Genomic DNA, 25938 nt, shown 5'->3' with positions numbered 1-25938 from the left:
TACACTAAAGCTATCCTTAGCACAGGAGGCTTTCCTATGAATCAGTGTGACTATTTATTGTTTCTGAAACAACTCCCTATGTTTAATGAAGTGCCTCTATCCATTGTCGAAACTTTGCTTAAAAACGGGACGTTTATCGGCGGCTCATCTGATCATGCTTCATCCTTTCTTCATTCTCAATCCGTTTATATTGTATTAAAAGGCAGTGTCCGTTTGATGGACAGCAGGCTCCCTGAAGGATCGAAAACCGTTGCGCTGTGGGAAAAAGGCGATGTGTTTCCGATTGATGAAAAAGGCGGGCTGTATTTATCGCCTTTTATTTCAGTCAATGCCTCTTCGGACATTCTTATTCTCAAAATCCCTTTTTATATATTTAAAAAAATGATGACTTACAACCCACAGCTGCAAATGAATTTTTTGGCGGTACTTCAGCAAAATGTCTTTTGTTCCTATCAACTATTTTTGCGTTATCTGCATACATCACAAGATAAAAACGCCGAGCCCGGTTCTTAAATAGAACCGGTTTTTTTGATCTTTGAATGAAAAGCGGCTAATGACTCAGGTGTCCTGCCTGAACGCCGCCCTCATCACTTCCTGTGAAAGTCTGTTCCTTCTTCTCAGTGTGAACATTTTGTGAAAAAAGCAGAGTGTGTGACATAGTTCACAAGAAAACACGCTGTCTCTGTTTATAGTGAACTTAGCATCACCTGTGACTCGGAAGGAGTGAACGCTCATGAAGAAAAAGAAAATGAGTCCGTTGTTTAGGAGATTAAACTATTTCTCTCCTATTGAACACCATTCAAATAAACATAGCCAAACGACCCGCGAAGATCGCGATTGGGAGAATGTATACAGAAACAGATGGCAGTACGACAAAGTCGTGCGCTCCACCCACGGTGTCAACTGCACGGGGTCATGCAGCTGGAATATATATGTGAAAAACGGAATTGTCACGTGGGAAGGACAAAACTTGAATTATCCATCAACAGGCCCTGATATGCCTGATTTTGAACCGAGAGGCTGTCCGCGGGGGGCCAGTTTTTCTTGGTATATCTACAGCCCGCTCCGTGTGAAATATCCATACGTGCGCGGTGTGCTGATCAATTTATGGCGTGAAGCTCTGCAGGCTCATCAAAATCCATTGGAAGCCTGGAAATCAATCGTTGAAAACCCTGAAAAAGCGAAGTCTTATAAAAAAGCAAGAGGGAAAGGCGGTTTTGTGCGCGCTGAATGGCCGGAGGTACTGAAGCTGATTTCAGCCTCTCTGCTCTATACAGTCATGAAATACGGTCCAGATCGGAATGTCGGCTTTTCTCCGATTCCGGCCATGTCCATGCTCAGCCACGCCTCAGGCTCCCGATTTATGTCTTTAATCGGCGGCCCTATGCTCAGTTTTTATGATTGGTATGCGGATCTTCCTCCGGCATCCCCGCAAATTTGGGGTGACCAGACAGACGTTCCGGAAAGCAGTGATTGGTACAATTCAGGCTATATCATCACATGGGGCTCCAACGTTCCGTTAACAAGAACACCTGACGCGCATTTTTTGGCTGAGGCCCGCTATAAAGGCGCGAAGGTCATTTCGATCAGTCCGGATTTTGCGGAATCCTCAAAGTTCGCGGATGACTGGCTGAGTATCCGCCAAGGGACTGACGGGGCGCTTGCAATGGCCATGGGTCACGTCATTTTGCAGGAATTTTACGTGAACCAAGAGACGGAACGTTTCATTGACTATGCGAAGCAATACACGGATTTTCCATTTTTCGTCACCCTGTCGAAAGAAAATGGCGCATACACAGCGGGGCGGTTTCTGCATGCGAAGGACATTGGCCGCAAGACAGAGCATGACCAGTGGAAGCCTGCGGTCTGGAATGAACAGACAAACACATTTGCCATACCGCAAGGAACAATGGGCTCCCGCTGGGACGGGCAGCAGAAATGGAACCTGCACATGATCGATGAAGAAACCGGGGAACCGATAGAACCCCGTCTCTCTGTACTCGGAATAGAGGACGAAATCGGCACGGTGCGCATCCCGTATTTTTCAGATGACGGAAACAAAGTGCTTGAGCGGGATCTTCCTTTAAAAAAACTGAACCTGAACGGCGAAGAGGTTTGTGTCACGACCGTGTTTGACTTGATACTGGCCAACTATGGCGTGAACCGGGGCATCGGCGAACAATCAGCTGTCTCCTATGATGATCCTGAGCCTTTCACGCCTGCCTGGCAGGAAAAGATGACAGGAATCAAAAAAGAAGCCGTCATGAAGATTGCCAGAGAGTTTGCCCAAAATGCGATCGATACAGACGGCCGGTCCATGATTATCGTAGGAGCGGGGATTAACCACTGGTTCAACTCCGATACGATTTACCGGGCGGTGTTAAATCTTGTTTTACTGGTAGGCGCCCAAGGTGTAAACGGCGGAGGCTGGGCTCACTATGTGGGGCAGGAAAAGCTCCGCCCTGCTGAAGGGTGGCAGACGATTGCAAATGCAAAGGACTGGGAGGGCGTGCCCAAGCTGCAAAACGGCACCTCATTTTTCTACTTTGCAACAGACCAGTGGCGATACGAGGACCAGCCGATCAGTGACTTGGCTTCGCCGATCGCTGCGTCATCCCGCTACAAGCATCATGCCGATTACAATGTGCTGGCAGCGCGATTAGGGTGGCTGCCGTCTTATCCGACATTCAATCAAAACGGAATTGACCTATACAAAGAAGCTGAAAGAGCAGGAGCAGCAACACCTGAAGACGTTGGTGCGTACGTGGCCTCACAGCTTCAAGAGAAAAAGCTGAAATTCGCGATTGAAGATCCAGACAATGAAGCCAATTTCCCGAGGAATCTCTTCGTATGGCGGGCAAATCTGATTTCGAGTTCAGGAAAAGGGCATGAATATTTTCTCAAGCATCTGCTGGGGACGACAAATGGATTAATGAATGACGACAGCGACAGCATCCGCCCTGAAGAAATCAAATGGCGGGAGCAGGCGCCGGAAGGTAAACTCGACTTGTTAATCAATCTCGATTTTCGAATGGCCGGTACGGCGCTCTATTCCGATATCGTGCTTCCGGCGGCGACATGGTATGAAAAACATGATCTCAGCAGCACAGATATGCATCCGTTTATTCATCCTTTTGCTCCGGCCATCTCGGCCCCGTGGGAATCGAAGTCAGACTGGGATATTTTCAAAGCACTGTCAAAAGCCGTTTCCGATTTGGCAGAAGAAGTCGATATGGAGCCGGTGAAAGAAGTGGTCGCCACGCCGCTCCTTCACGACACCATGCAGGAACTGGCCCAGCCGTTCGGCAAAATCAAAGACTGGAGCAAGGGCGAATGCGAAGCCATTCCGGGAAAAACGATGCCGAACATCCATGTTGTTGAGCGGGACTATAAACAAATTTTCGCCAAAATGACAGCGCTGGGTCCTCAAGCCGCCCTAAAACCGAGCGGAACAAAAGGGATGAGCTGGTCGATAGCCGCTGAATATGAATCACTCAAAAAGAGACTGGGAGAAATCACAACGGACAGCGTTGCCAAGGGATGTCCGAATATAAGTGAAGCGAAGCAGGCGGCAGAGGCAGTTTTAACCTTATCGTCCACTTCAAATGGAAAAGTCGCTGTGAAAGCCTGGGAATCACTTGAAAACATCACAAACCTGAAGCTAAAAGACCTGGCGGAAGAGCGAGAGGAAGAATGCTTTACGTTCGAACAAATTACAGCCCAGCCAAAAACAGTCATCACGTCTCCGGCATTTACCGGCTCGGAAAAAGGGGGACGCAGGTACTCGCCGTTTACGACGAACGTAGAAAAATTAATCCCGTGGCGAACACTGACCGGCAGACAATCTTATTATGTCGATCATGAACTGATGATGGAATTCGGTGAAACGATGGCAACATTTAAACCGATCCTCCAGCATCGTCCGTTTCTAAGCAAGCGGCCAGATCAAGAGGGCAAAGAAATCGTCCTTAATTATTTGACACCGCATAATAAATGGTCCGTCCACAGCATGTATTTCGATTCTTTACCGATGCTGACGCTGTTCCGCGGCGGGCCGACCGTGTGGATGAATAAAGATGATGCTGAGGACACGGATATCAAGGACAACGATTGGATTGAATGCTTCAACCGAAATGGCGTTGTCGTCGCGAGAGCGGTTCTGTCTCACCGGATTCCTAAAGGAATGGCGTTTATGCACCATGCCCAGGACCGCCACATCAACGTACCCGGCACAAAACTGACGAATAACCGCGGAGGCACCCACAACAGCCCGACAAGGATTCACGTCAAGCCGACACAGATGATCGGGGGCTATGCCCAGCTCAGCTACGGCTTTAACTATTACGGTCCAACAGGGAATCAGCGCGACCTGAACGTCGTCATCCGCAAGCTGAAGGAGGTCGATTGGCTTGAAGATTAAAGCGCAAATCGGTATGGTCATGAACTTGGATAAATGCATCGGCTGCCACACGTGCAGCGTCACCTGCAAAAACACGTGGACAAACCGTGCCGGTGCGGAATATATGTACTTCAATAATGTAGAAACAAAGCCGGGCATCGGCTACCCGAAGCAATGGGAGGATCAGGACAAATATAAAGGCGGCTGGACATTGAAAAAAGGAAAGCTCGAGCTGAAATCCGGCCCGAAAACGAATCGGCTTGCAGGCCTTTTCTATAACCCAAACCAGCCGTCGATTGATGATTACTATGAACCTTGGAACTATGATTATGAAACATTAACAAACAGCCCGCAGAAAAAACACCAGCCGGTGGCGCGCCCGAAATCGTCGCTGACGGGGGATTTCATGAATATCGAATGGGGCCCGAACTGGGAGGATGACCTCGCAGGCGGCCATATTACAGGGCTTGAAGATCCAAACGTGCAAAAGATGGAGGAATCAATCAAAACAGAATTCGATGAGGTCTTTATGATGTATCTGCCGCGTATTTGTGAGCACTGCATCAACCCGGCGTGCGTTTCCTCTTGTCCGTCAGGCGCCATGTACAAACGCGAGGAGGACGGCATTGTGCTTGTGGATCAAAACGCGTGCCGTTCATGGCGATATTGCGTCTCATCCTGCCCTTATAAAAAAGTCTATTTTAACTGGCAAACGAACAAAGCGGAAAAATGCACCCTCTGCTTTCCGCGTCTGGAGGCTGGACTGCCGACCATCTGCTCCGAGACGTGTGTAGGCAGAATCCGCTACCTCGGCGTCATGCTGTATGACGCGGACAAAGTGGAGGAAGCGGCATCTGTTGAAAATGAAAAGGATCTCTACCATTCCCAATTGGACGTTTTTCTTGATCCGAATGATCCTGAGGTTGCCAAGCTGGCAAAAGAACAAGGCATCCCGGCTGAATGGATAGAGGCTGCTCAGCAATCGCCGATCTATAAAATGATCATTGACTGGAAGATTGCGCTGCCGCTTCACCCTGAGTACCGCACACTGCCGATGGTTTGGTACATTCCGCCGCTGAGCCCGATTATGAATCTCTTTGAAGGAAAAGGCAGCCAGCAATCTGCGGAAGATATTTTTCCGGCTATCGACCAAATGAGAATTCCGATTGACTATTTGGCGCAGCTTTTAACGGCTGGTGATACGGATCATATTCGGTCAACGTTAAAGAAAATGTCTGTCATGCGCCAGTATATGAGAGCGGTCCAGACGAATAAATCCATCGACCCGGCACTGATCTCCAGCGTCGGCTTAACAGAACAGCAAATTGAAGACATGTATCGGCTGCTTGCGATTGCAAAATATGATGATCGCTTTGTGATTCCAAGCAGCCACCGAGAAGAAGTGTCTGATTTATACGCTGAACAAGGGAGCTGCGGCTTATCATTTTCAGGCGGCCCCGGCTCTTGTTTTTAATTTTTGATAAATGAGGTGTAACAAGATGAACACCACAGACCGGCAAATCACGTTCTCCGCTCTTTCCTGTCTTCTGTCTTATCCAGACGAAGAGTGGAGAGCCGAGCTTCCCGATTGGAAGGCTCTTACCCATGAAATCGGCAACCGGCAAATCCGGGAGCTGCTGCTGCACTTTTTCGAGGCGTCAGCCAGCTTTTCCCATAAAGCGCTGATTGAACACTATGTCTATACGTTCGACTTCGGGAAAAAAACGAATATGTACGTCACCTACTTTAACTCAGGCGAGCAAAGGGAACGCGGCATTGAATTGCTGCATTTAAAAAACACCTACCAGCAATCCGGTTTCCTGCCGACAGACAAAGAGCTGCCTGATTATCTCCCGCTTATGCTGGAATTTGCCGCGGTTGCGGAGATTGAAGCTGCGAATAGCGTGTTTGAAAAGTATTTGTCCAATGTGAGGGAACTGGCATCCCGCCTCGAAAAAAATGCCAGTATATATGCGGAGCTGCTGCACGTGCTACTGGCCGCGCTGGAAAATATCGGCGTGCGTGAAAGCGTTGAAGGGGCTGTTCAGCCATGAGCGGGCAGATCCTGTGGGGCGTGATGCCATACATTGTCATGACGTTCTTCATCGGCGGCCATATTTACCGCTATCAGCATGACCAATTTGGCTGGACCGCGAAATCAAGCGAGCTGTTAGAAAAGAAAAAACTTGCGGCAGGCAGCACCCTTTTTCACTGGGGCATGCTGTGCGTTATCGGCGGGCATGTCATGGGCATTCTGATCCCGGAAGCCGTGTACGCTTCCATTGGCATTTCAGAGCATGTGTATCACAAAATGGCGATTGGCGCGGGCCTGCCTGCCGGAATCGCGGCATGTACCGGACTTTTCATCCTGACGTACAGAAGGCTGTTTGACAAAAGAATCCGCAAAACCAGCTCGCCATCGGATATCCTTACGCTTATTCTGCTGCTGTTTATGATGCTGTCGGGCCTTGCCGCCACATTTCTCAACATTGATTCGAAAGGATTTGACTACCGGACAACAGTCGGACCGTGGTTCAGGGAGATTTTTTTGTTCAGGCCTGACGCCTCTTTGATGGAGAATGTCCCGCTATGGTTTAAGCTTCATATCATAATCGGATACGTCGTTTTTATCCTGTGGCCGTTTACGAGACTGGTTCACGTGTTCAGTCTCCCACTCAAATATCTGACACGAAGCTATGTCGTGTATCGGAAACGCTCGTGAAAATCCCCCTTGCAAGAGGGGGATTTTTTGAAAACATAAGATATTTTCTGCCAAGGCAATGGCTGGGCGGCCGGGTATCCTGTTATGTTTGTAGGTGGAAATGACATCATCTAAAAAAGGAGAGTGAAGAATGAAACGAATTTTACTCATTTTAACTGCTTGTCTTATCACAAGCGCCGGAGTTCTGACACTCAGACATTCTCACGTATTAACCGGCGGCACAGCCGGATTGTCACTAAGCCTGTCATACTTGTTTCATTCCTCGTTTGCCATGATCTTCTTTCTGATCAATATTCCGTTTTATGTATTTTCTCTCATCAGAATGGGCATCACATTCACCTTATCCACTGTATTTGCAGTCACAGCGCTGACTCTGTTTACAAGCGCGGATCATTGGCTGCCGTCTGTCTCATTTTCACCGCTTGCCGGGGCGATTTGCGGCGGGACGCTGATCGGGTTTGGCTTGTCACTCATGTTTTATCATCAGGCATCGCTCGGGGGCGCCAATATTCTCGCTTTATTTCTGCAAAAGCGCTACGGATGGAATCCGGGTACAGTTAATTTTCTCTTCGATTTTGGCGTAGTGCTGGCCGGCATTTTCTCCGTCGGATTGCTGAAAGGCCTCTTCTCCTTAGTGTCGATTGCGGTTACGGGTTTGATCGTCGGCTTCTTCAAAAATAAAATCAAAAGCAGCTATTCACTCAAGCCCGGGTTACTCCGGAACATCACACCCGGCCAATCACAGGAAGCATCATCTTAAGCCTTTCCGCCTCGTGCGGAGGGGATTTTTTTGAAAGGTTTACAGACTAGGGAAAAGAGGTATAAGGAGGTAATTGAATCAGATTGGAGAGAGTGAGGATGCTGAAAAGGAAACTGGAATTTTTCTTTTTATATATCATGCTCATCGGGGCATATGTCATATGGTTTTTTCCGGTTTCCAGGCTTGAGTTTTACGGAGGATTGCTTTGCTATGTCAGCATTATTTTGTTTAGCATCTATTCGTTAATTCTTGAAAACCGCACCTCGCAGCACACGCTGTTATGGATCCACATTCTCGTCTTTTTTCCTATCATCGGCTACATGTTTTATCTGTTTTCCGGACAGCTTTATGTGAAGGGAAAGCTTTTTAAAACAAAACGAATGTACAACCGGGAAAAGCTCAGGAAGCTGTTTGACAGGGAGGAAACGCCTGAAGTGACAGGTCTTAAGGACAATCAGGAAAGGTTCTTTACGTATTCCATCAGGGCTGCCCATATGAATATCAATACGCAAAGCGATATCAAAGTGCTGAAAAACGGCGAAGAAACCTTTCCCGATATTTTCAAAGCGATGCGGAAAGCGGAATCTTATATACATATTGAATACTACATGTTCAAGTCGGACATGCTCGGCCGCGGCATGATGGACATTATGATGGAAAAAGCGCGTCAAGGTGTCGAGGTGCGGTTTTTATACGACGCCGCAGGAAGCATCAAGCTGGCAAGAAGAGATATCATGAAAATGAAACAAGCGGGAGTGGACATCGTTCCGTTTTCTCCGCTGAAATACGGGTTTTTCAACCAAAAATTGAATTTCAGAAATCACCGGAAAATCGTAGTCATCGACGGGAAAATCGGTTTTGTGGGCGGATTAAATGTCGGGAAGGAGTATATCAGCAGAGATCCGTATATCGGGTTTTGGAGAGACACTCACCTCCGGCTGGAAGGAGAAATTGTGCAAACGCTTCACGCCATCTTTATGTTGGATTGGGAATACGTCTCCAGTGAAGTGTTAATAGATCAAGAGAAATACAATATGCCTGTTCCCGTGGAGGGAGGGGGCATATATCAAATTGTCGCGACAGGCCCCGACATGAAGGAAAGCATGAGCGACCTCTATTATGAAATGATTACTTCAGCCCAAAAATCAATCTGGATCGCCACGCCTTATTTTGTCCCGAATGAGTCCATTCGCACGGCGCTGAAAGCGGCGGCGACAAAAGGAGTAGAAGTAAGGGTCATGGTGCCGGAGACGAACGACAGCTTTTTGACGCAATACGCGTCGAGATCCTATTTCCCGGAGCTGCTTCTTGAGGGCATTGAAGTGTACTCCTACCAAAAAGGCTTCATGCATCAAAAGGTGATGATTGTTGATGGCGATCTCGCCTCGGTCGGCACAGCGAATATGGACATGCGCAGCTTCCAGCTCAACTTTGAAGTGAACGTGTTCTTCACGGATGCCGAAGCGATACGCACCCTTGAAGATCATTTTGAAGAGGATATGCTGGACAGTGAAAAACTCACCCCTGTCGCCTTTTACAAAAGAGGGGTGACCGACCGGACAAAAGAATCCTTTGCCCGTCTATTTTCAGGCGTTCTGTAAGAAAAAGAAATCTGATCTTTAAATACAGACAGTGTATAGTATAATTGAGAAAAGTTATCAGTTATTTATGCATTGGAGGAAGATAGGGTGCTGCGGCAATTTTTTTCATACTATAAACCATATAAAACGTTGTTCTTTCTCGACTTTTTTTCGGCGATCGCGGGAGGCTTAATGGAGCTGAGTTTTCCTTTGATCGTCAATTATTTTATTGATACCTTGCTTCCGGGCAGGGACTGGGGCCTGATCATTGCAACTTCAATCGGATTATTTGCGGTGTACGCGCTCAGCTCGGCTCTCCAGTATATCGTGACATACTGGGGGCATATGCTCGGGATCAATATCGAGACCGATATGAGAAAATCGCTTTTTGACCATTTGCAAAAGCTCTCATTCAAATTTTACGACAACAACAAGACGGGAACGCTCATGTCGAAGCTGACGAACGATTTAATGTACATCGGCGAAGTTGCCCATCACGGCCCGGAAGATTTATTCATTGCCATCATGACCATTCTCGGGGCGTTCGGGGTGATGCTGTTTATTAACTGGCAGCTGGCATTACTAACGTTTATCATCATGCCGATTGTCATATGGCTCGCGCTTTATTTCAACAAAAAAATGACCAAAGCGTTTACCGCGCTGAACAAAGATATCGGAGCCTTCAGCGCGCGTGTGGAAAATAATATCGGCGGCATCCGGCTCGTGCAGGCGTTCGGCAATGAAGCGTTTGAAAAAGAACGCTTCGCCGTCAACAATCAGCGTTTCCGTATCACAAAGCTTTCCTCATACAAAATTATGGCGAAAAACGGTTCAATCAGCTACATGCTGACTCGGTTTGTCACATTGTTTGTCCTTTTGTGCGGAACGTGGTTTGTCATTCGCGGTTCCTTATCGTACGGGGAATTCGTGGCGTTTGTGCTCCTGACGAACGTGCTGTTCAGGCCTATTGACAAAATTAACGCCATTATCGAAATGTATCCAAGGGGAATCGCCGGTTTCAAAAGCTATATGGAACTGATGGAGACAGAGCCGGATATTCAGGATTCTCCTGATGCGAGAGATGTTTCCGCTCTGGGGGGCAATATCCGCTATGAACATGTTTCGTTTGGCTATGACGACCATCACAGTGTTTTCGATGACATAAACCTATCCATTCAAGCGGGGGAAACAGTTGCGTTCGTCGGTCCGTCAGGCGCGGGAAAATCAACGCTTTGCAGTCTGCTTCCGCGCTTTTATGAAGCATCAGGGGGCGACATTACGATCGACGGCATCAGCATAAAAGACATGACGCTGTCTTCACTGCGGGGGCAGATTGGCGTCGTGCAGCAGGATGTTTTCTTGTTCTCGGGCACGCTTAGAGAGAATATTGCATATGGCCGTCTGGACGCATCAGAAGAGGAAATCTGGCAGGCTGTGAAGCGGGCGCATCTGGAAGAGCTCGTCCATCACATGCCGGATGGATTGGATACCATCATCGGTGAAAGGGGCGTGAAGCTTTCCGGCGGGCAAAAGCAGCGTCTGTCAATTGCGCGGATGTTCTTGAAAAATCCGTCGATCTTGATTCTCGACGAAGCAACTTCTGCCCTTGATACAGAAACAGAAGCGGCGATCCAAAAGGCGCTGCAAGAATTGTCCGAGGGGCGCACGACGCTCGTGATCGCCCACAGGCTGGCGACGATCAAAGACGCGGACAGAATTGTGGTCGTCACAAACAACGGTATTGAAGAACAAGGCCGCCATCAAGACCTGATTGAAGCCGGCGGTCTTTACAGCAGGCTGCATCAGGCGCAATTCGGGCAAATGGTGCAGGGTTAGAAAATATTATTCCAGTCTAGGCATCCCGCTGTTTCACGAGTTAACATATGAAAAAAAGTTGCGGTTAAAAGGGCTGAAACAATTTGGACAGGCGGTTCAGCTTCATTATGTAAGATCATAAGAAAAAGGATAGACATCGACGTCTATCCTTTTTATATGTAAGTCAGAGCGCTTCTTTTTCAGCAGGTTCGATGATATTTTGAAACTTTTCAACCAGCTGGGACGCTTTTGTGCCTTCCACTACAATGAGATATTCTTTCTCATCATGAGCCATGCGGAACGTCTCAAGCTCAATTAAGTTTTTGATTTTGCACATCGTTTTCTTCGAATAAATATAGACCTCGTGGCTGCCGGAATGGCACATTTTATAAAGATGAATCAAATTTCTTAAAGTAAATGCCTGTGCGGCTACTTTTAGAGACTTGATATTTTTCATGTTCTTTCTCCTCCATCATTGTTGTCTTATATAGCGTATGTTCCCAGGGCGGACGAACCTTAAACCTGATAATGCACATTTATGATTTCCATTGCAGTGTGCCTCCGCCGATGCGTTTGACACCGCGGATGGAGCTTAATTCATCCATCAGGCGGAGAAGCGCTTTGTCTTTCTGTTTTGCTTCAATCATGAAATCAATATTGGTTTCCCATTGCCTAAAGCGTTCCAACAGCGGCAGCAAAAAGTTGGCGTCAACATAATCGGCATGGCTGCGTATGGCTTGCTCCGATTTTGGAGAGGACAGGTGAACTTTCGGCTGCAGCCCAATCCGCTCCCACGTTTTGATCATCCGGGGCAGTGCTTCATTCAGGTCAGCTTGATCATCTGGATTGGCGTAAAAATGATGAAAGTCAAAGACGAATGGAACGTCCTCTTGTTCGCAAACCTGAAGCGTTTCTTCCGTCGTATATGTTTTATCGTCATTCTCAAGCGTCATCCGCTGTTTGATTTCCTTAGGCAGCTGCTTTATATTTTGATGAAATTGTGCAATGGCGGTTTCTTTATTTCCGTAAGCGCCGCCGATATGAATGTTGATAACAGAGCGGTCAGCAATGCCCATGGCATCAAGCATGCGGTAGTGATACGCCATATCGGTTACCGCATTTTTTGTGACATTTTCCTTCGGGCTAGTAAACAGGGTGAATTGGTTTGGATGGAAGCTTGTTCTCAGATGATGTGTTTTGACAAGCTCCCCGATCTCCCGAAACTCTTTTTGAAACGGTGTTACAAAATCCCACATGACATCGGGATGCGTGGCCAGCGGAACAATCGAACTGGAAAAACGGTACAAAGGAATGCTGTGGCCGATGATATAGTGAAGGGTTCTCAGTGTATTTTGCAAATTGGCTTTTGTTACGGACAGCAGGGCTTCTTGTCTTTCATCCTTTGCAAGCTTGGAATAACGCGCGAATGTCAGTGTTTTAGCGGGAGACGCATCCCAAAGGCTCATCGCGTTTGAAACGAACCCGAATCTGAAAATCATAGGAACTCTCCTTTATAAAAAATAAGATAATGCTCTGCCAAGCCATTCCGCCGGACGCTGCCTGAACGTGCGCTTTTTGAAATTTTCCTTTGTCAGCAGCTCCGACCTTTTCATATCCTCTTCAATCGTGGCATAGACTTCTTTTGTAAATGCCTCATTATCGATTTCAACATTCACTTCTTCATTTAAAAAAAAGCTTCGCTGATCAAAATTGGCGGTTCCGATGATACTGAAATGATCGTCAATGATCAGGGCTTTCACATGATAAAACCCCTGATAAAAACGGTAGATCAGGCAGCCGGCATCCAAGAGCTCCGAATAATAGGTATAAGCTGCTTCTCGGACCAGCGGATGATCTGATTTCATCGGCACGATGATCGTAACAGCTACACCGTTTTTTCTGGCTTTGACCAAGGCCTGCTGAAGCGGTTTTGTCGGAATATAATACGGTGTACAAATGGTAATGCGTTTTTTTGCCTGCACGATATTTGCCAAATACGTTTTTTCAAGAGAATAACCGTCAGTCGCATAAATCTTATGAGAGATATTCCCTTGCGGACGATCCGGGCAAACATCCGTGCCAAGTTCGATTCCGGTATTTCGTTTCAGATCGGAAGCGAAAAGCGTTTGAAGATCATGCACCCCTTCTCCTTTCATACGCAGATGATAATCCTCCCAATTGCCGAACTTCGCCTTCTTTCCAAGGTATTCCTCAGCGATGTTAAACCCGCCGATATAACCGATTTTTCCGTCTATCACAGCGATTTTCCGGTGATTCCGTTTCTGCATATGAAAAAAGAAAAAAGGAAAACGAGGTTTGTTCAGAAAATGCACATGAACCCCGGCATTTTTCATCGTCTCCAGCGCCGGTTTTTTGATTTTTTGGCAGCCGGACCAGTCCAGCAGCAAATAAACTGAAACACCGGCTTGGGCTTTTGTTTTCAGCAGCGTAAACATATTGTGGCTGACCTCATCGTTTTTCATAATAAAAAACATCACGTGAACAGAGGAAGCGGCCTGGCTGATATCTTTCATCATCCGTTCCACAAGATCAGCACCGCAGTGGATCAATTCGATATCACTCTTCTTTTTTGAAAAAACAGGCTCGTACGCGTTTTTTTTGTAAACGGCACGCCCCATGAAGATATCAAACAGTATGAAAGCCAATAGTATAATGCCAATGATAAGAATCACGAAAAATATCTTCATCCCGGCACTCCTTTCTGTAGTAAGGGTAGTGTGCCCTAACAGCGGGAATTTAATTATTGACTGAACACTCATTCATTATTTATCATAAAGGTAATCTTATACAGATTCGGAGGTAGGGGATCGCGGTCTTTATCAGTAAAAAGGGGGAATTGGAATGAGCGGCTTTCTCATCGCAAATGCATTGTTATTTCTGGTTGTAACCGCTTACGCTGTTTATTTGTTTGTCTACTTGGTCAAAACGAGACTGGCCTACATCAGACTCGGGCAGAAAGAACATTTTGATAATCGGATCAGGGAACGGCTTCGCGCCATATGGGTGAATGTATTCGGACAGAAAAAACTGCTGAAGGACAAGAAAAGCGGAATCATTCACGTCATGTTTTTCTACGGGTTTATATTGGTTCAGTTCGGAGCAATTGACTTTATTATTAAAGGACTGGCTCCCGATCGGAATCTGCCGCTTGGCCCTGTCTATCCCGCCTTCACCTTTTTTCAGGAAATCGTTACGTTTCTCATTTTAATCGCTGTGGTCTGGGCATTCTACAGACGTTATATTGAAAAACTCGTCAGGCTGAAACGCGGCTTCAAAGCAGGACTTGTTCTCATTTTTATCGGAGGATTAATGCTGACGGTTCTGCTTGGAAACGGGATGAATCTGATCTGGCATGGGCATGGGCTTTCATCGAGCGAGCCGATTGCATCAGGTATTGCGTTTTTGCTTGGCGGAGTAGGAGAAACAGGGGCGGCGGTGATTTTCTATATCGCATGGTGGATGCATCTTCTATTTTTGCTGAGTTTTTTGGTATACGTGCCGCAGTCAAAGCATGCCCATTTAATCGCCGGCCCTGCCAATGTCTTTTTCAATAGGATGGAATCTGCCGGAAAGCTTGAAAAAATAGATTTTACCGATGAAACGAAAGAAAGCTACGGCGCGGGAAAAATTGAAGATTTCAGGCAGTCCCAGCTGCTTGATCTGTACGCGTGTGTTGAGTGCGGCCGCTGTACCAATATGTGTCCGGCAACAGGCACCGGAAAAATGCTGTCGCCGATGGACTTGATTTTGCGTCTCAGGGATCATCTCACAGAAAAAGGCGCCGCCGTCACCTCACGCTCGCCATGGGTGCCCGCGGCAGCATTTCGGCATACGAAAGGCAATCAGCTGGCGGCGACCTCATCAGGAAGCGGATCGCAGGAAGCCGCCGCCGCGCTTGAATACCATCCGAGCTTGATCGGCGATGTCATCACAGAGGAAGAAATTTGGGCGTGCACGACTTGCAGAAACTGTGAGGATCAATGCCCGGTCATGAACGAACATGTGGATAAAATCATTGACCTCCGCCGCTACCTTGTGCTGACAGAAGGGAAAATGGACAGTGACGCACAGCGCGCTATGACCAGTATCGAGCGGCAGGGAAATCCGTGGGGACTCAACCGCAAGGAACGTGAAAATTGGCGTGACGCGGCGCCGGATACCGAGATTCCGACCGTAAAAGAAATGAAAAAAGAGGGAAAGGAATTTGAGTACCTTTTCTGGGTCGGTTCCATGGGGTCTTACGACAACAGAAGCCAGAAAATCGCGGTCTCCTTTGCCAAGCTGCTCAATCACGCGGGCGTGTCCTTCGCGATCCTCGGCAATAAAGAAAAAAATTCAGGGGATACGCCGCGCCGCCTCGGTAATGAATTTTTGTTCCAAGAGCTGGCTGAAAAGAATATCTCTGAATTTGAAAAAAATCATGTTAAAAAAATCGTTACGATTGACCCACACGCATACAATTTATTTAAAAACGAATATCCGGATTTCGGATTTGAAGGCGAGGTTTTTCATCATACAGAAGTATTGGCTGAGCTGGTGAAGAACGGGAAATTAAAACCGCAGCACCCTCTTCAAGAGACGATTACCTTCCATGATTCGTGCTACTTGGGACGGTACAACGAAGTCTATGATCCGCCGAGGGAGATTTTGAAAGCCATTCCGGGCGTGCAGCTGATTGAAATGGAGAGAAACCGGGAAACCGGCATGTGCTGCGGCGCCGGCGGAGGGTTAATGTGGATGGAGGAAGAAACGGGTAACAGGATTAACGTCGCCAGAACAGAGCAAGCGCTCGCGGTCACCCCATCGGTGATCAGCTCCGGCTGTCCGTACTGTCTCACGATGCTTGGGGACGGCACAAAGGCAAAAGAAGCCGAAGACCGGGTCAAAACGTATGATGTCGCAGAGCTTCTGGCCCAATCTGTCTTAGGCGCTGATAAGAAAATGGGGGAGAAGCAATGAATTTTTCATTGTCAGAAGAACACGAGATGATAAGGAAATTGGTGCGCGATTTTGCGAAGCATGAGGTGGCCCCGTCAGCAGCAGAACGCGACGAACAAGAACGCTTCGATCACGAGCTGTTTCGGGAGATGGCGAATTTAGGGCTGACGGGAATTCCATGGCCTGAAGAATACGGAGGAATCGGAAGTGACTATCTGGCCTACGTCATCGCGGTGGAGGAGCTGTCAAAAGTGTGCGCCTCCACCGGTGTGACGCTTTCCGCCCATATCTCTCTTTGCAGCTGGCCGATCTTTGCCTTTGGGACGGAAGAACAGAAGGCAGAGCACTTAACACAGCTGGCCCTCGGAGAGAAGATCGGCGCTTTCGCTTTGACTGAAGCGGGGTCCGGTTCTGACGCCGGCGGCATGAAAACAACTGCTGAACGAATCGGTGATGACTATGTGTTAAATGGATCCAAAGTGTTTATTACAAACGGCGGGATCGCGGATATTTACATTGTTTTTGCAGTCACGGATCCCGTGAAAAAGAAAAAAGGCATCTCCGCTTTTATTGTAGAAAAGGATTTCGAAGGATTTTCTGCAGGCAAGAAAGAAAAGAAAATGGGCATCCGTTCGTCTACGACAACGGAAATCACATTCGAAGATTGTGTTGTGCCCGCAGCAAACCGTCTAGGAGAAGAAGGGGAAGGCTTCAAAATCGCCATGAAGACGCTTGACGGAGGCAGAAACGGCATTGCCGCTCAAGCCGTAGGCATCGCTCAGGGGGCGCTTGATGCGGCGGTTCAATATGCAAAAGAGAGAAAGCAATTCGGCAAATCAATCGCCGAGCATCAGGGCATCGCTTTTAAACTCGCGGATATGGCTACAATGACAGAAGCTTCAAGGCTATTGACCTATCAGGCGGCATGGCTTGAATCGTCAGGCCTTCCATATGGAAAAGCTTCCGCCATGTCCAAACTGCTGGCGGGGGATACGGCGATGAAGGTGACGACCGAAGCCGTGCAGATCTTCGGCGGCTACGGCTATACAAAAGATTATCCGGTTGAACGTTATATGCGTGATGCGAAGATCACGCAAATCTATGAAGGCACTCAAGAAATTCAAAGACTAGTCATCTCCAGAATGCTCGCGGATTGACGCAAAACATCTGTCAGGCGGATCACTCTTGTAAAATTATTTAAATTAACGCTGTTAAGGGTAGCATATTCTGTTTTATTTTGTTTATAATGAGAGGTATGGTTTGTATAAGAACGATACAAAAACGCTTTCATTATTGATAAAACAGATACATATAAGTAATAGAAAGGGAGTGTCCGACCTTGGGTATCAAACAATATTCACAGGAAGAGCTAAAGGAAATGGCTTTAGTCGAAATCGCTCACGAATTATTTGAAGAACATAAAAAACCAGTTCCTTTTCAGGAGCTTTTAAATGAAATTGCATCTTTGCTCGGCGTGACAAAAGAAGATCTTGGAGACCGCATCGCTCAATTTTATACAGATTTAAACATTGACGGCCGCTTCCTCGCGCTTTCTGACCAGACTTGGGGGCTTCGCAGCTGGTATCCGTATGATCAGCTTGACGAAGAAACGCAGCCGACCGTAAAAGCGAAAAAGAAAAAAGCGAAGAAAGCAGTCGAAGAAGATCTTGATCTTGACGAGTTTGAAGAGATCGACGAAGACGACATTGATTTGGATGAAGTCGAGGAACAACTTGATCTTGATACCGATGATTTTGACGATGAAGATCTTGATGAAGACGACGACGAACTTGAGATCGAAGAAGACCTGGTTGATGAAGATGAAGAAGACGAAGAAGACGACGACGATAAGGATCTCAAATCGTAAAAGCTCATCTTTAAAACAATCTTGACTTTCAAAGTCGAACTATGTAGTATGTATTTTGGGCTCTTCAAAAACGAAGAGAGAACATAGTGCGTTTATGCTCCCTTTCAAGAAATTGAAAGGGAGCTTTCTTATTTTCACCCCTCATTTTTCTTAATAAATCATTTAAAAGGCTAAATGATTTTCTATAAAACAGTACATTTTAAAAATGTAGCCAAGAGCGAAGAGAGGAGCAAACGAAATGACGAAATATATTTTTGTAACAGGGGGAGTCGTATCCTCACTTGGAAAGGGTATTGTAGCAGCTTCATTAGGACGTTTGCTGAAAAACCGCGGAATGAACGTGACAATTCAAAAATTCGATCCATACATCAACGTCGACCCGGGAACAATGAGCCCGTATCAGCACGGTGAAGTATTCGTAACGGATGACGGCGCTGAAACAGATCTGGACCTTGGTCACTATGAGCGTTTTATCGATATCAACCTGAATAAATTCAGCAACGTGACAACAGGTAAAATTTATTCAACAGTTCTTAAAAAAGAACGACGCGGAGACTACCTTGGCGGAACAGTACAAGTTATCCCGCACATCACAAACGAGCTGAAAGACCGTGTTTACCGCGCAGGGAAAGAAACAAACGCAGATGTCGTTATTACAGAAATCGGCGGAACTGTCGGGGACATCGAATCACTGCCATTCCTTGAAGCGATCCGCCAAATGAAGAGCGACATCGGCCGTGAAAATGTCATGTACATCCACTGTACGCTTGTACCTTACATTAAAGCTGCGGGCGAATTGAAAACAAAACCGACACAGCACAGTGTAAAAGAATTGCGCAGCTTGGGCATTCAGCCAAACATCATCGTCGTTCGTACAGAAATGCCGATTTCTCAAGATATGAAAGATAAAATCGCGCTATTCTGCGACATTGATACAAAAGCGGTTATCGAGTGTGAGGATGCGGACAACCTTTACTCCATTCCGCTTGAGCTTCAAAAACAAGGGCTTGATAAGCTTGTTTGCGAGCACATGCGATTGGAATGCAAAGAAGCGGAAATGTCCGAGTGGAAAGAGCTTGTTAACAAGGTCAGCAATCTGTCTCAAACGATCACGATCGGCCTTGTCGGTAAATACGTTGAGCTTCCTGACGCCTACATCTCTGTCGTTGAGTCACTCCGCCATGCGGGCTATGCGTTCGACACAGATGTAAAAGTGAAATGGATCAACGCTGAAGAAGTAACAGAAAGCAACATTGAAGAGCTTACAAGCGGAACGGACGGCATCATTGTGCCGGGCGGATTCGGAGACCGCGGTGTTGAAGGCAAAATTGTCGCAACAAAATACGCGCGCGAAAACAACATTCCGTTCTTGGGCATTTGCCTGGGCATGCAGGTTGCGTCTATTGAATACGCGCGAAACGTATTGGGATTAAAAGGCGCTCACTCAGCTGAAATTGATCCGTCAACTCAATACCCGATCATCGACCTTCTACCTGAACAGAAGGATGTTGAGGATCTCGGCGGAACGCTTCGCCTCGGTCTTTACCCTTGTAAGCTTGAAGAAGGCACAAAAGCCTTTGAAGTGTATCAGGATGAAGTGGTGTACGAGCGCCACCGCCACCGCTATGAATTCAACAACGAATTCAGACAGCAAATGGAAGAACAAGGCTTCGTTTTCTCAGGCACAAGCCCTGACGGACGTCTTGTTGAAATCATCGAGCTGAAAGACCACCCTTGGTTCGTGGCTTCTCAGTTCCACCCAGAGTTCAAATCAAGACCGACAAGACCTCAGCCTCTATTCAAAGGCTTTATCGGAGCGTCTGTCGAAGCTGCAAATCAGAAGTAATAAAAAAGACTTGCCGTTTTTATTAAAAGCGGGCAAGTCTTTTTTATTTGTTTCCTGCAAGATACAGCATGTACAATAAGGTATTATGCATACTCTTGCAAAATTTCTTTTAATGTAAACGATAAAGCATGGTAAACATACAGTGCCGTCATTAAAGAGGGAAATCCGTAACGGGTGCCGTTTTCATCGGGAACAAGCGGCATTTTTAATTTGGAATCAATATGCACATCACAATATTGTTCAATTCCCGCGCTGTCTTTAGCTGCCGGCGATACGCATACGATTCCCGCACCCTTTTCATAAAGCTCTTTCGCGAGCGCCTGCTCTTCGGCAGTGCCCGCCCCTGAGTAAAACATCAGCACCCTGTCGCTTTCTGTCACTTCATCAGCGCTTTCTGGAAAGGGTTTGACGGAAGGCAGCGGCTCTGTGCTTTCGGCAGCCTCATATAAGACGCCCTGAAGCTCATTTGCTCCGTATATATATATGGAATGCCCGCTGATCACCGCTTGAGCAAGCAGCCGTGCCCCATCTTCAATCGCGTCAGATTCCTTATCCTGAATGCGGGAAAAAATACCTGTTAACTGCGTCGTAAATATTTTCAACATAAGTGAATCCTCCTTTATAACGTACAATATCATTATACAACAAAAGAGAAAATGCTCAGAAAATGTCGTAAAGTAGACTATTATAATTAAAGGAAATAGGAAAATCAAACAGAATACATACACTACTGCTTACTTTTGACGAAAATCATAATATTGGGGTGTAAAATGATGAATGAAAAAATTTTAATCGTTGATGATCAATACGGCATACGTATTTTGCTTAACGAAGTATTCAATAAAGAAGGTTACCAGACGTTTCAGGCTGCAAACGGCCTGCAGGCGCTTGACATCGTGACAAAAGAACGGCCCGACCTTGTGCTTCTGGACATGAAAATTCCCGGCATGGACGGAATTGAAATTTTAAAACGGATGAAGGTCATTGACGAAAACATTCGGGTGATCATCATGACGGCATACGGAGAACTCGATATGATCCAGGAATCAAAGGAACTGGGCGCTTTGACGCATTTTGCGAAGCCTTTTGATATCGATGAAATCAGAGATGCCGTGAAAAAATATCTGCCCCTGAAGTCTAATTAACAAAGAAGATACAAATGAATGATGTCATTGTGTTGCCCATTTGTCGAAAAGTTGGTATTCTAGTTATGGAGAAAAAGCGATCTGAGTATTTACATATGACAGCAATATATGGGTCATGCTAGGGTGGAAAGCTTTTTTCGCTAGAAGACAATCAGGCTACATAAGGAGGACATTCGACATGCCTTTAGTTTCTATGACGGAAATGTTGAATACAGCTAAAGAAAAAGGGTACGCTGTAGGACAATTTAACTTAAACAACCTTGAGTTTACTCAAGCGATTTTACAAGCAGCTGAAGAAGAAAAATCTCCAGTGATCCTTGGTGTTTCCGAAGGTGCGGGACGCTACATGGGCGGCTTCAAAACAGTCGTAGCTATGGTAAAAGCACTTATGGAAGAGTACAAAGTGACAGTTCCTGTTGCGATTCACTTAGACCACGGTTCAAGCTTTGAATCTTGTGCGAAAGCGATTCATGCAGGTTTCACATCTGTCATGATCGACGCTTCTCACCATCCATTTGAAGAAAACGTTGAAACAACTTCTAAAGTTGTTGAGCTTGCTCATTTCCACGGAGTATCTGTAGAAGCTGAGCTTGGAACAGTCGGCGGACAAGAAGATGACGTTATCGCTGAAGGCGTAATCTACGCTGACCCTAAAGAGTGCCAAGAACTTGTTGAGCGCACTGGCATCGACTGCCTTGCACCTGCATTAGGTTCTGTTCACGGCCCTTACAAAGGCGAACCAAACCTTGGTTTCAAGGAAATGGAAGCTATCGGTAAAACAACTGGTCTGCCATTAGTTCTTCACGGCGGTACTGGAATTCCGACTGCTGACATCAAAAAATCAATTTCACTTGGTACAGCTAAAATCAACGTAAATACTGAAAACCAAATTTCTTCTGCAAAAGCTGTTCGCGATACATTGGCAGCTAAGCCTAACGAATACGATCCTCGTAAATACCTTGGACCTGCTCGTGAAGCGATTAAAGAAACAGTTATCGGTAAAATGCGTGAATTTGGTTCTTCAAACCAAGCTTAATTTAATTGGAACTTTTATAGCCGCCTGACAGCTTGACAGGCGGTTTTCCGTCTATCTTTAGAAAGCGCAATCATATTCGCAATTCAGAAAAATTCTTACTCAAGGGAGGCTTTTTGAACATGTTATTTTTTATTGATACAGCCAATATCGATGAAATTAGAGAAGCGAATGAATTAGGAGTTCTTGCCGGTGTTACGACGAACCCTAGTTTAGTAGCAAAAGAAGCTAACGTATCATTCCACGACCGTCTTCGCGAGATTACAGACGTCGTGAAAGGTTCTGTAAGCGCTGAGGTTATTTCTTTAAAAGCTGAAGAGATGATCGAGGAAGGAAAAGAACTGGCGAAAATCGCTCCGAACATCACGGTGAAAATCCCGATGACGTCTGACGGTCTAAAAGCTGTAAGAGCCCTTACTGAATTAGGCATCAAAACAAACGTCACATTGATCTTCAATGCAAACCAGGCGCTTCTTGCTGCCAGAGCAGGGGCAACGTATGTATCTCCTTTCCTGGGACGTTTAGATGACATCGGCCACAACGGACTTGACCTGATTTCAGACGTCAAAGCCATTTTTGACATTCACGGTCTTGACACGCAAATCATTGCGGCGTCAATCCGCCATCCGCAACACGTGACAGAAGCCGCTCTAAGAGGGGCCCATATCGGCACCATGCCGCTGAAAGTCATTCATTCACTCACTAAGCATCCGTTAACAGACAAAGGAATCGAACAATTCCTGGCAGACTGGAATAAATAATTCAAAGGGCGGCAAACAGCTTATGCCTGTTTGCCGCGGCCTTTGTTTTTCACCGTCCTGATACAGCGGACCTTCAGATGCTGACGCCGCTTTACAGAGAAGGAATCATTGGGCTGCAGAAGCTGATATCGGAATGAAGTGTTTGCGTACTGCTTTTGCCGGATGACGACGTTGTTTCTCAAGCCGGCGGGTCTCTGTGCATTTTCGAAACCTGTGCCCCGCAAAGCTTCGCTATTTTCTTCCTGATATTTTACAATGTGTTGTATTCTTTCTCTTCGAATTGGCTAGATTTTGGACATGAGCTTTATTTGCAGAGACAGAATAAAATGACATTTTATTTAGCTCCGCAGCTATCTTCTTATGGAAGGAGACTATCATGGAAAAGTTGAATATTGCCGGCGGTGACTCGTTAAACGGTACAGTACATATCAGCGGCGCTAAAAACAGTGCCGTTGCATTAATACCTGCAACCATTTTGGCAAATTCCGAGGTGACAATTGAAGGGCTTCCAGAGATTTCAGATATTGAAACGCTGCGTGACCTGTTAAAGGAAATCGGCGGCAACGTGCATTTCGAGAATGGGGAGATGGTTGTTGACCCCACGTCGATGATCAGCATGCCGCTTCCTAACGGAAAAGTAAAAAAGCTTCGCGCGTCTTATTATTTAATGGGGGCGATGCTCGGCCGCTTTAAGCAGGCCGTCATCGGATTGCCCGGCGGCTGCCACTTGGGCCCCCGGCCGATTGATCAGCATATCAAAGGCTTTGAAGCGCTTGGAGCTGAAGTGACCAATGAACAAGGCGCCATTTATTTGCGTGCTGAAAGGCTGAGAGGCGCACGCATTTATTTAGATGTCGTGAGTGTAGGGGCAACCATTAACATTATGCTTGCCGCTGTCTTGGCAGAAGGGAAAACGCTCATCGAAAACGCTGCGAAGGAACCAGAGATTATTGATGTTGCGACACTGCTTACGAGCATGGGCGCCAAAATCAAAGGTGCGGGAACCAATGTGATCCGAATCGACGGCGTGAAAGAACTGCACGGCTGCAAACACACAATCATTCCGGACAGAATTGAGGCAGGTACATTTATGATTGCTGCTGCTGCAATGGGCAAGGAAGTCATGATCGATAATGTGATCCCCACTCATCTGGAGTCGTTAACAGCAAAGCTGAGAGAAATGGGCTATCATATTGAAACAAGCGATGACCAGCTTCTCATTGTCGGCGGGCAGAAGCACTTAAAGCCGGTTGATGTCAAAACCCTCGTATATCCGGGCTTTCCGACTGATTTGCAGCAGCCGATGACGGCGCTCCTGACAAGAGCAAAAGGGACAAGCGTCGTAACGGACACCATTTACTCGGCAAGATTCAAGCACATTGATGAGCTGAGACGGATGGGTGCCAATATGAAAGTAGAAGGCAGATCCGCCATCATCACAGGTCCTGTCGAGCTTCAAGGCGCAAAAGTCAAGGCGAGCGACCTGCGTGCCGGAGCCTGTCTGGTGGTAGCCGGCCTGATGGCTGACGGCGTCACGGAAATTACGGGCCTGGAGCACATTGACCGCGGATACAGCACCCTTGAGAAGAAGCTTGAGGGGCTTGGAGCGACAATCTGGCGTGAAAGAATGACAGACGAAGAAATAGAACAGCTTCAAAATTCATAATGGTTTCTTGTGAGAGGAGATCGTGTTGAAATGGAAAGAAGTTTATCAATGGAATTGGTACGTGTGACCGAAGCTGCGGCATTGGCATCTGCAAGATGGATGGGCCGGGGAAAAAAAGACGAGGCTGATGAAGCCGCAACAAGCGCAATGAGAGATGTTTTTGATACAGTTCCGATGAAAGGAACCGTTGTGATTGGTGAAGGGGAAATGGACGAAGCGCCGATGCTGTATATCGGGGAAAAACTCGGAAACGGGTACGGTCCTCGCGTGGATGTCGCAGTTGACCCTCTTGAAGGCACAAACATCTTGGCAAGCGGCGGCTGGAACGCGCTGACGGTTATTGCGGTCGCAGACCACGGCACGCTTCTGAACGCCCCTGACATGTATATGGAAAAAATCGCAGTCGGCCCGGAAGCGGTGGGCTGCATTGACATCGAAGCACCTGCCATTGATAACCTTAAAGCGGTGGCAAAAGCGAAAAACAAGGACGTTGAGGACGTTGTTGCCACTATCTTAAACCGTGAAAGACACTCGAAAATTATTTCTGAGCTTCGTGAGGCAGGCGCCAGAATCAAATTGATCAATGATGGCGATGTCGCAGGCGCCATCAATACGGCTTTCGACCACACGGGCGTTGACATCCTGTTCGGATCAGGCGGAGCTCCTGAGGGTGTGCTTTCTGCTGTTGCGCTAAAAGCGCTGGGCGGAGAAATAATTGGTAAACTCCTTCCGCAAAATGAAGAAGAAATCACGCGCTGTAACAATATGGGCCTTGATTTAAGCAAAGTCCTTCGTATGGAAGACCTTGTGAAGGGTGATGACGCTATTTTTGCAGCTACCGGCGTAACTGACGGCGAGCTGTTAAAAGGTGTTCAATTTAAAGGTTCTGTCGGCACAACTGAAAGCATAGTGATCCGTGCAAAATCAGGCACTGTCCGCTTTGTTGACGGCAGACACAGCTTGAAAAAGAAACCAAATCTTGTAATCCGTCCATAACAAACAGAAAAAGCGGGTGTGAGCCTGCTTTTCTTTTGCAAAAAAGAGTCAACTCTATCAATTCAGTGTCAAAACCTTATTTCAGTTGAATAATTTTCTGAAATAAGGTAAAAATAAAGAGTGCTGCGAATTTTACTGCGTAATTCCTTCTTTTAAGCACTAGGAAAGTTTTAATTTCTACCGCATACAGACGATATAAGTATTGATCTTCTCATGTTTTTGTCCTCGCTTCCTTCAAAACTCATTAAGACAATCCTTTTAACAAAAGCGCCGATCATGGGTGGAAGTGTTACCGATAGAAGTTCCTTTATGTTAAAAAAAGAATGTGCTTTGGCGGATGTTGTGCAAAAGCAGCAGGTTATATGTACAGAGTAAGATATTGACTATGA

The 25938-nt window shown here is 46.6% G+C and carries 22 protein-coding genes and 1 pseudogene; 19 read left to right on the top strand and 4 right to left on the bottom strand.

What is annotated here, in order from left to right; all coding sequences use genetic code 11:
• Positions 1–36 precede the first annotated feature (36 nt).
• The 9 genes and pseudogenes from ABZM97_RS19365 to ABZM97_RS19325 form a co-directional block, all read left to right on the top strand.
• Positions 37–513 carry a Crp/Fnr family transcriptional regulator gene (locus ABZM97_RS19365; protein ID WP_202327914.1) on the top strand — a complete coding sequence of 159 codons (477 nt, stop codon included), beginning with the start codon at positions 37–39 and terminating at the stop codon, positions 511–513.
• Between the two features lie 220 nt (positions 514–733).
• Entirely contained in the window at positions 734–4420 is a 3687-nt protein-coding gene (locus ABZM97_RS19360) for a nitrate reductase subunit alpha (RefSeq protein WP_367387070.1), read from the top strand.
• Positions 4410–5873, top strand: a complete 1464-nt coding sequence (narH, locus tag ABZM97_RS19355; RefSeq protein WP_087992730.1) for a nitrate reductase subunit beta — start codon at positions 4410–4412, stop codon at positions 5871–5873. Before ABZM97_RS19360 ends, narH begins: the two co-directional genes overlap by 11 nt.
• A gap of 25 nt (positions 5874–5898) precedes the next feature.
• Complete coding sequence (narJ, locus tag ABZM97_RS19350; protein WP_087992729.1) at positions 5899–6453, top strand: nitrate reductase molybdenum cofactor assembly chaperone; 555 nt, start codon at positions 5899–5901, stop codon at positions 6451–6453.
• Positions 6450–7121, top strand: a complete 672-nt coding sequence (gene narI / locus ABZM97_RS19345; RefSeq protein WP_087992728.1) for a respiratory nitrate reductase subunit gamma — start codon at positions 6450–6452, stop codon at positions 7119–7121. Before narJ ends, narI begins: the two co-directional genes overlap by 4 nt.
• Before the next feature lie 130 nt (positions 7122–7251).
• Positions 7252–7881, top strand: coding sequence for a YitT family protein (locus ABZM97_RS19340; protein WP_202327917.1), 630 nt, complete (start codon positions 7252–7254; stop codon positions 7879–7881).
• A 98-nt stretch (positions 7882–7979) separates the two neighbouring features.
• Positions 7980–9482, top strand: a complete 1503-nt coding sequence (cls, locus tag ABZM97_RS19335) for a cardiolipin synthase (protein ID WP_087992726.1) — start codon at positions 7980–7982, stop codon at positions 9480–9482.
• A gap of 87 nt (positions 9483–9569) precedes the next feature.
• A complete protein-coding gene (locus ABZM97_RS19330) occupies positions 9570–11297 on the top strand; it encodes an ABC transporter ATP-binding protein (protein ID WP_087992725.1) in 1728 nt (575 codons plus the stop codon).
• Between the two features lie 5 nt (positions 11298–11302).
• Positions 11303–11418 (top strand): annotated as a pseudogene (locus ABZM97_RS19325) (dihydrofolate reductase); the annotation flags it as partial.
• A gap of 42 nt (positions 11419–11460) precedes the next feature.
• Here the strand turns inward: ABZM97_RS19325 and ABZM97_RS19320 are convergent.
• From ABZM97_RS19320 to cls (ABZM97_RS19310), 3 genes are all read right to left on the bottom strand, one after another.
• Positions 11461–11733: a hypothetical protein gene (locus tag ABZM97_RS19320; RefSeq protein WP_010328953.1), complete on the bottom strand. Its 273-nt coding sequence runs from the start codon at positions 11731–11733 to the stop codon at positions 11461–11463.
• A gap of 79 nt (positions 11734–11812) precedes the next feature.
• Complete coding sequence (gene uvsE / locus ABZM97_RS19315) at positions 11813–12775, bottom strand: UV DNA damage repair endonuclease UvsE (protein ID WP_087992724.1); 963 nt, start codon at positions 12773–12775, stop codon at positions 11813–11815.
• Positions 12776–12787: 12 nt separating this feature from the next.
• The gene (gene cls, locus ABZM97_RS19310; RefSeq protein WP_087992723.1) at positions 12788–13984 is read right to left on the bottom strand and encodes a cardiolipin synthase; all 1197 of its coding nucleotides are present in this window, start codon (positions 13982–13984) and stop codon (positions 12788–12790) included.
• A gap of 154 nt (positions 13985–14138) precedes the next feature.
• On the opposite strand from cls (ABZM97_RS19310), the gene ABZM97_RS19305 reads away from it, so the two are divergent.
• The 4 genes from ABZM97_RS19305 (at position 14139) to pyrG (ending at position 19948) form a co-directional block, all read left to right on the top strand.
• Positions 14139–16256, top strand: coding sequence for a heterodisulfide reductase-related iron-sulfur binding cluster (locus ABZM97_RS19305; RefSeq protein WP_253268637.1), 2118 nt, complete (start codon positions 14139–14141; stop codon positions 16254–16256).
• Entirely contained in the window at positions 16253–17392 is a 1140-nt protein-coding gene (gene acdA, locus ABZM97_RS19300; protein WP_253268636.1) for an acyl-CoA dehydrogenase AcdA, read from the top strand. Before ABZM97_RS19305 ends, acdA begins: the two co-directional genes overlap by 4 nt.
• A 182-nt stretch (positions 17393–17574) precedes the next feature.
• Positions 17575–18102, top strand: a complete 528-nt coding sequence (gene rpoE / locus ABZM97_RS19295) for a DNA-directed RNA polymerase subunit delta (protein WP_202327921.1) — start codon at positions 17575–17577, stop codon at positions 18100–18102.
• A 238-nt stretch (positions 18103–18340) separates the two neighbouring features.
• Positions 18341–19948, top strand: a complete 1608-nt coding sequence (gene pyrG, locus ABZM97_RS19290) for a glutamine hydrolyzing CTP synthase (protein WP_289348564.1) — start codon at positions 18341–18343, stop codon at positions 19946–19948.
• A gap of 83 nt (positions 19949–20031) precedes the next feature.
• Here pyrG and ABZM97_RS19285 read toward each other — a convergent pair whose 3' ends face one another.
• On the bottom strand, positions 20032–20553 hold the full coding sequence (locus ABZM97_RS19285) for a DUF2529 domain-containing protein (protein WP_289348563.1): 522 nt from the start codon (positions 20551–20553) through the stop codon (positions 20032–20034).
• Between the two features lie 165 nt (positions 20554–20718).
• Between ABZM97_RS19285 and spo0F the strand changes: the two genes are divergently transcribed.
• From spo0F to ABZM97_RS19255, 6 genes are all read left to right on the top strand, one after another.
• Positions 20719–21093 carry a sporulation initiation phosphotransferase Spo0F gene (spo0F, locus tag ABZM97_RS19280; RefSeq protein ID WP_003227621.1) on the top strand — a complete coding sequence of 125 codons (375 nt, stop codon included), beginning with the start codon at positions 20719–20721 and terminating at the stop codon, positions 21091–21093.
• A gap of 178 nt (positions 21094–21271) precedes the next feature.
• Positions 21272–22129 carry a class II fructose-bisphosphate aldolase gene (locus ABZM97_RS19275; protein WP_087992717.1) on the top strand — a complete coding sequence of 286 codons (858 nt, stop codon included), beginning with the start codon at positions 21272–21274 and terminating at the stop codon, positions 22127–22129.
• A 119-nt stretch (positions 22130–22248) separates the two neighbouring features.
• Positions 22249–22887 carry a fructose-6-phosphate aldolase gene (fsa, locus tag ABZM97_RS19270; protein ID WP_087992716.1) on the top strand — a complete coding sequence of 213 codons (639 nt, stop codon included), beginning with the start codon at positions 22249–22251 and terminating at the stop codon, positions 22885–22887.
• Between the two features lie 376 nt (positions 22888–23263).
• The gene (locus tag ABZM97_RS19265; protein WP_087992715.1) at positions 23264–24553 is read left to right on the top strand and encodes a UDP-N-acetylglucosamine 1-carboxyvinyltransferase; all 1290 of its coding nucleotides are present in this window, start codon (positions 23264–23266) and stop codon (positions 24551–24553) included.
• A 30-nt stretch (positions 24554–24583) separates the two neighbouring features.
• On the top strand, positions 24584–25549 hold the full coding sequence (glpX, locus tag ABZM97_RS19260) for a class II fructose-bisphosphatase (RefSeq protein WP_367387069.1): 966 nt from the start codon (positions 24584–24586) through the stop codon (positions 25547–25549).
• A gap of 213 nt (positions 25550–25762) precedes the next feature.
• The gene (locus tag ABZM97_RS19255; protein WP_141113417.1) at positions 25763–25924 is read left to right on the top strand and encodes a hypothetical protein; all 162 of its coding nucleotides are present in this window, start codon (positions 25763–25765) and stop codon (positions 25922–25924) included.
• Positions 25925–25938: the final 14 nt, after the last annotated feature.

This window comes from Bacillus vallismortis, assembly GCF_040784915.1.
In the GTDB taxonomy this organism is placed as follows: domain Bacteria; phylum Bacillota; class Bacilli; order Bacillales; family Bacillaceae; genus Bacillus; species Bacillus subtilis_G.
Note: the sequence above shows the minus strand (reverse complement) of the source record. Positions and strands in the feature narration are given on the sequence as shown.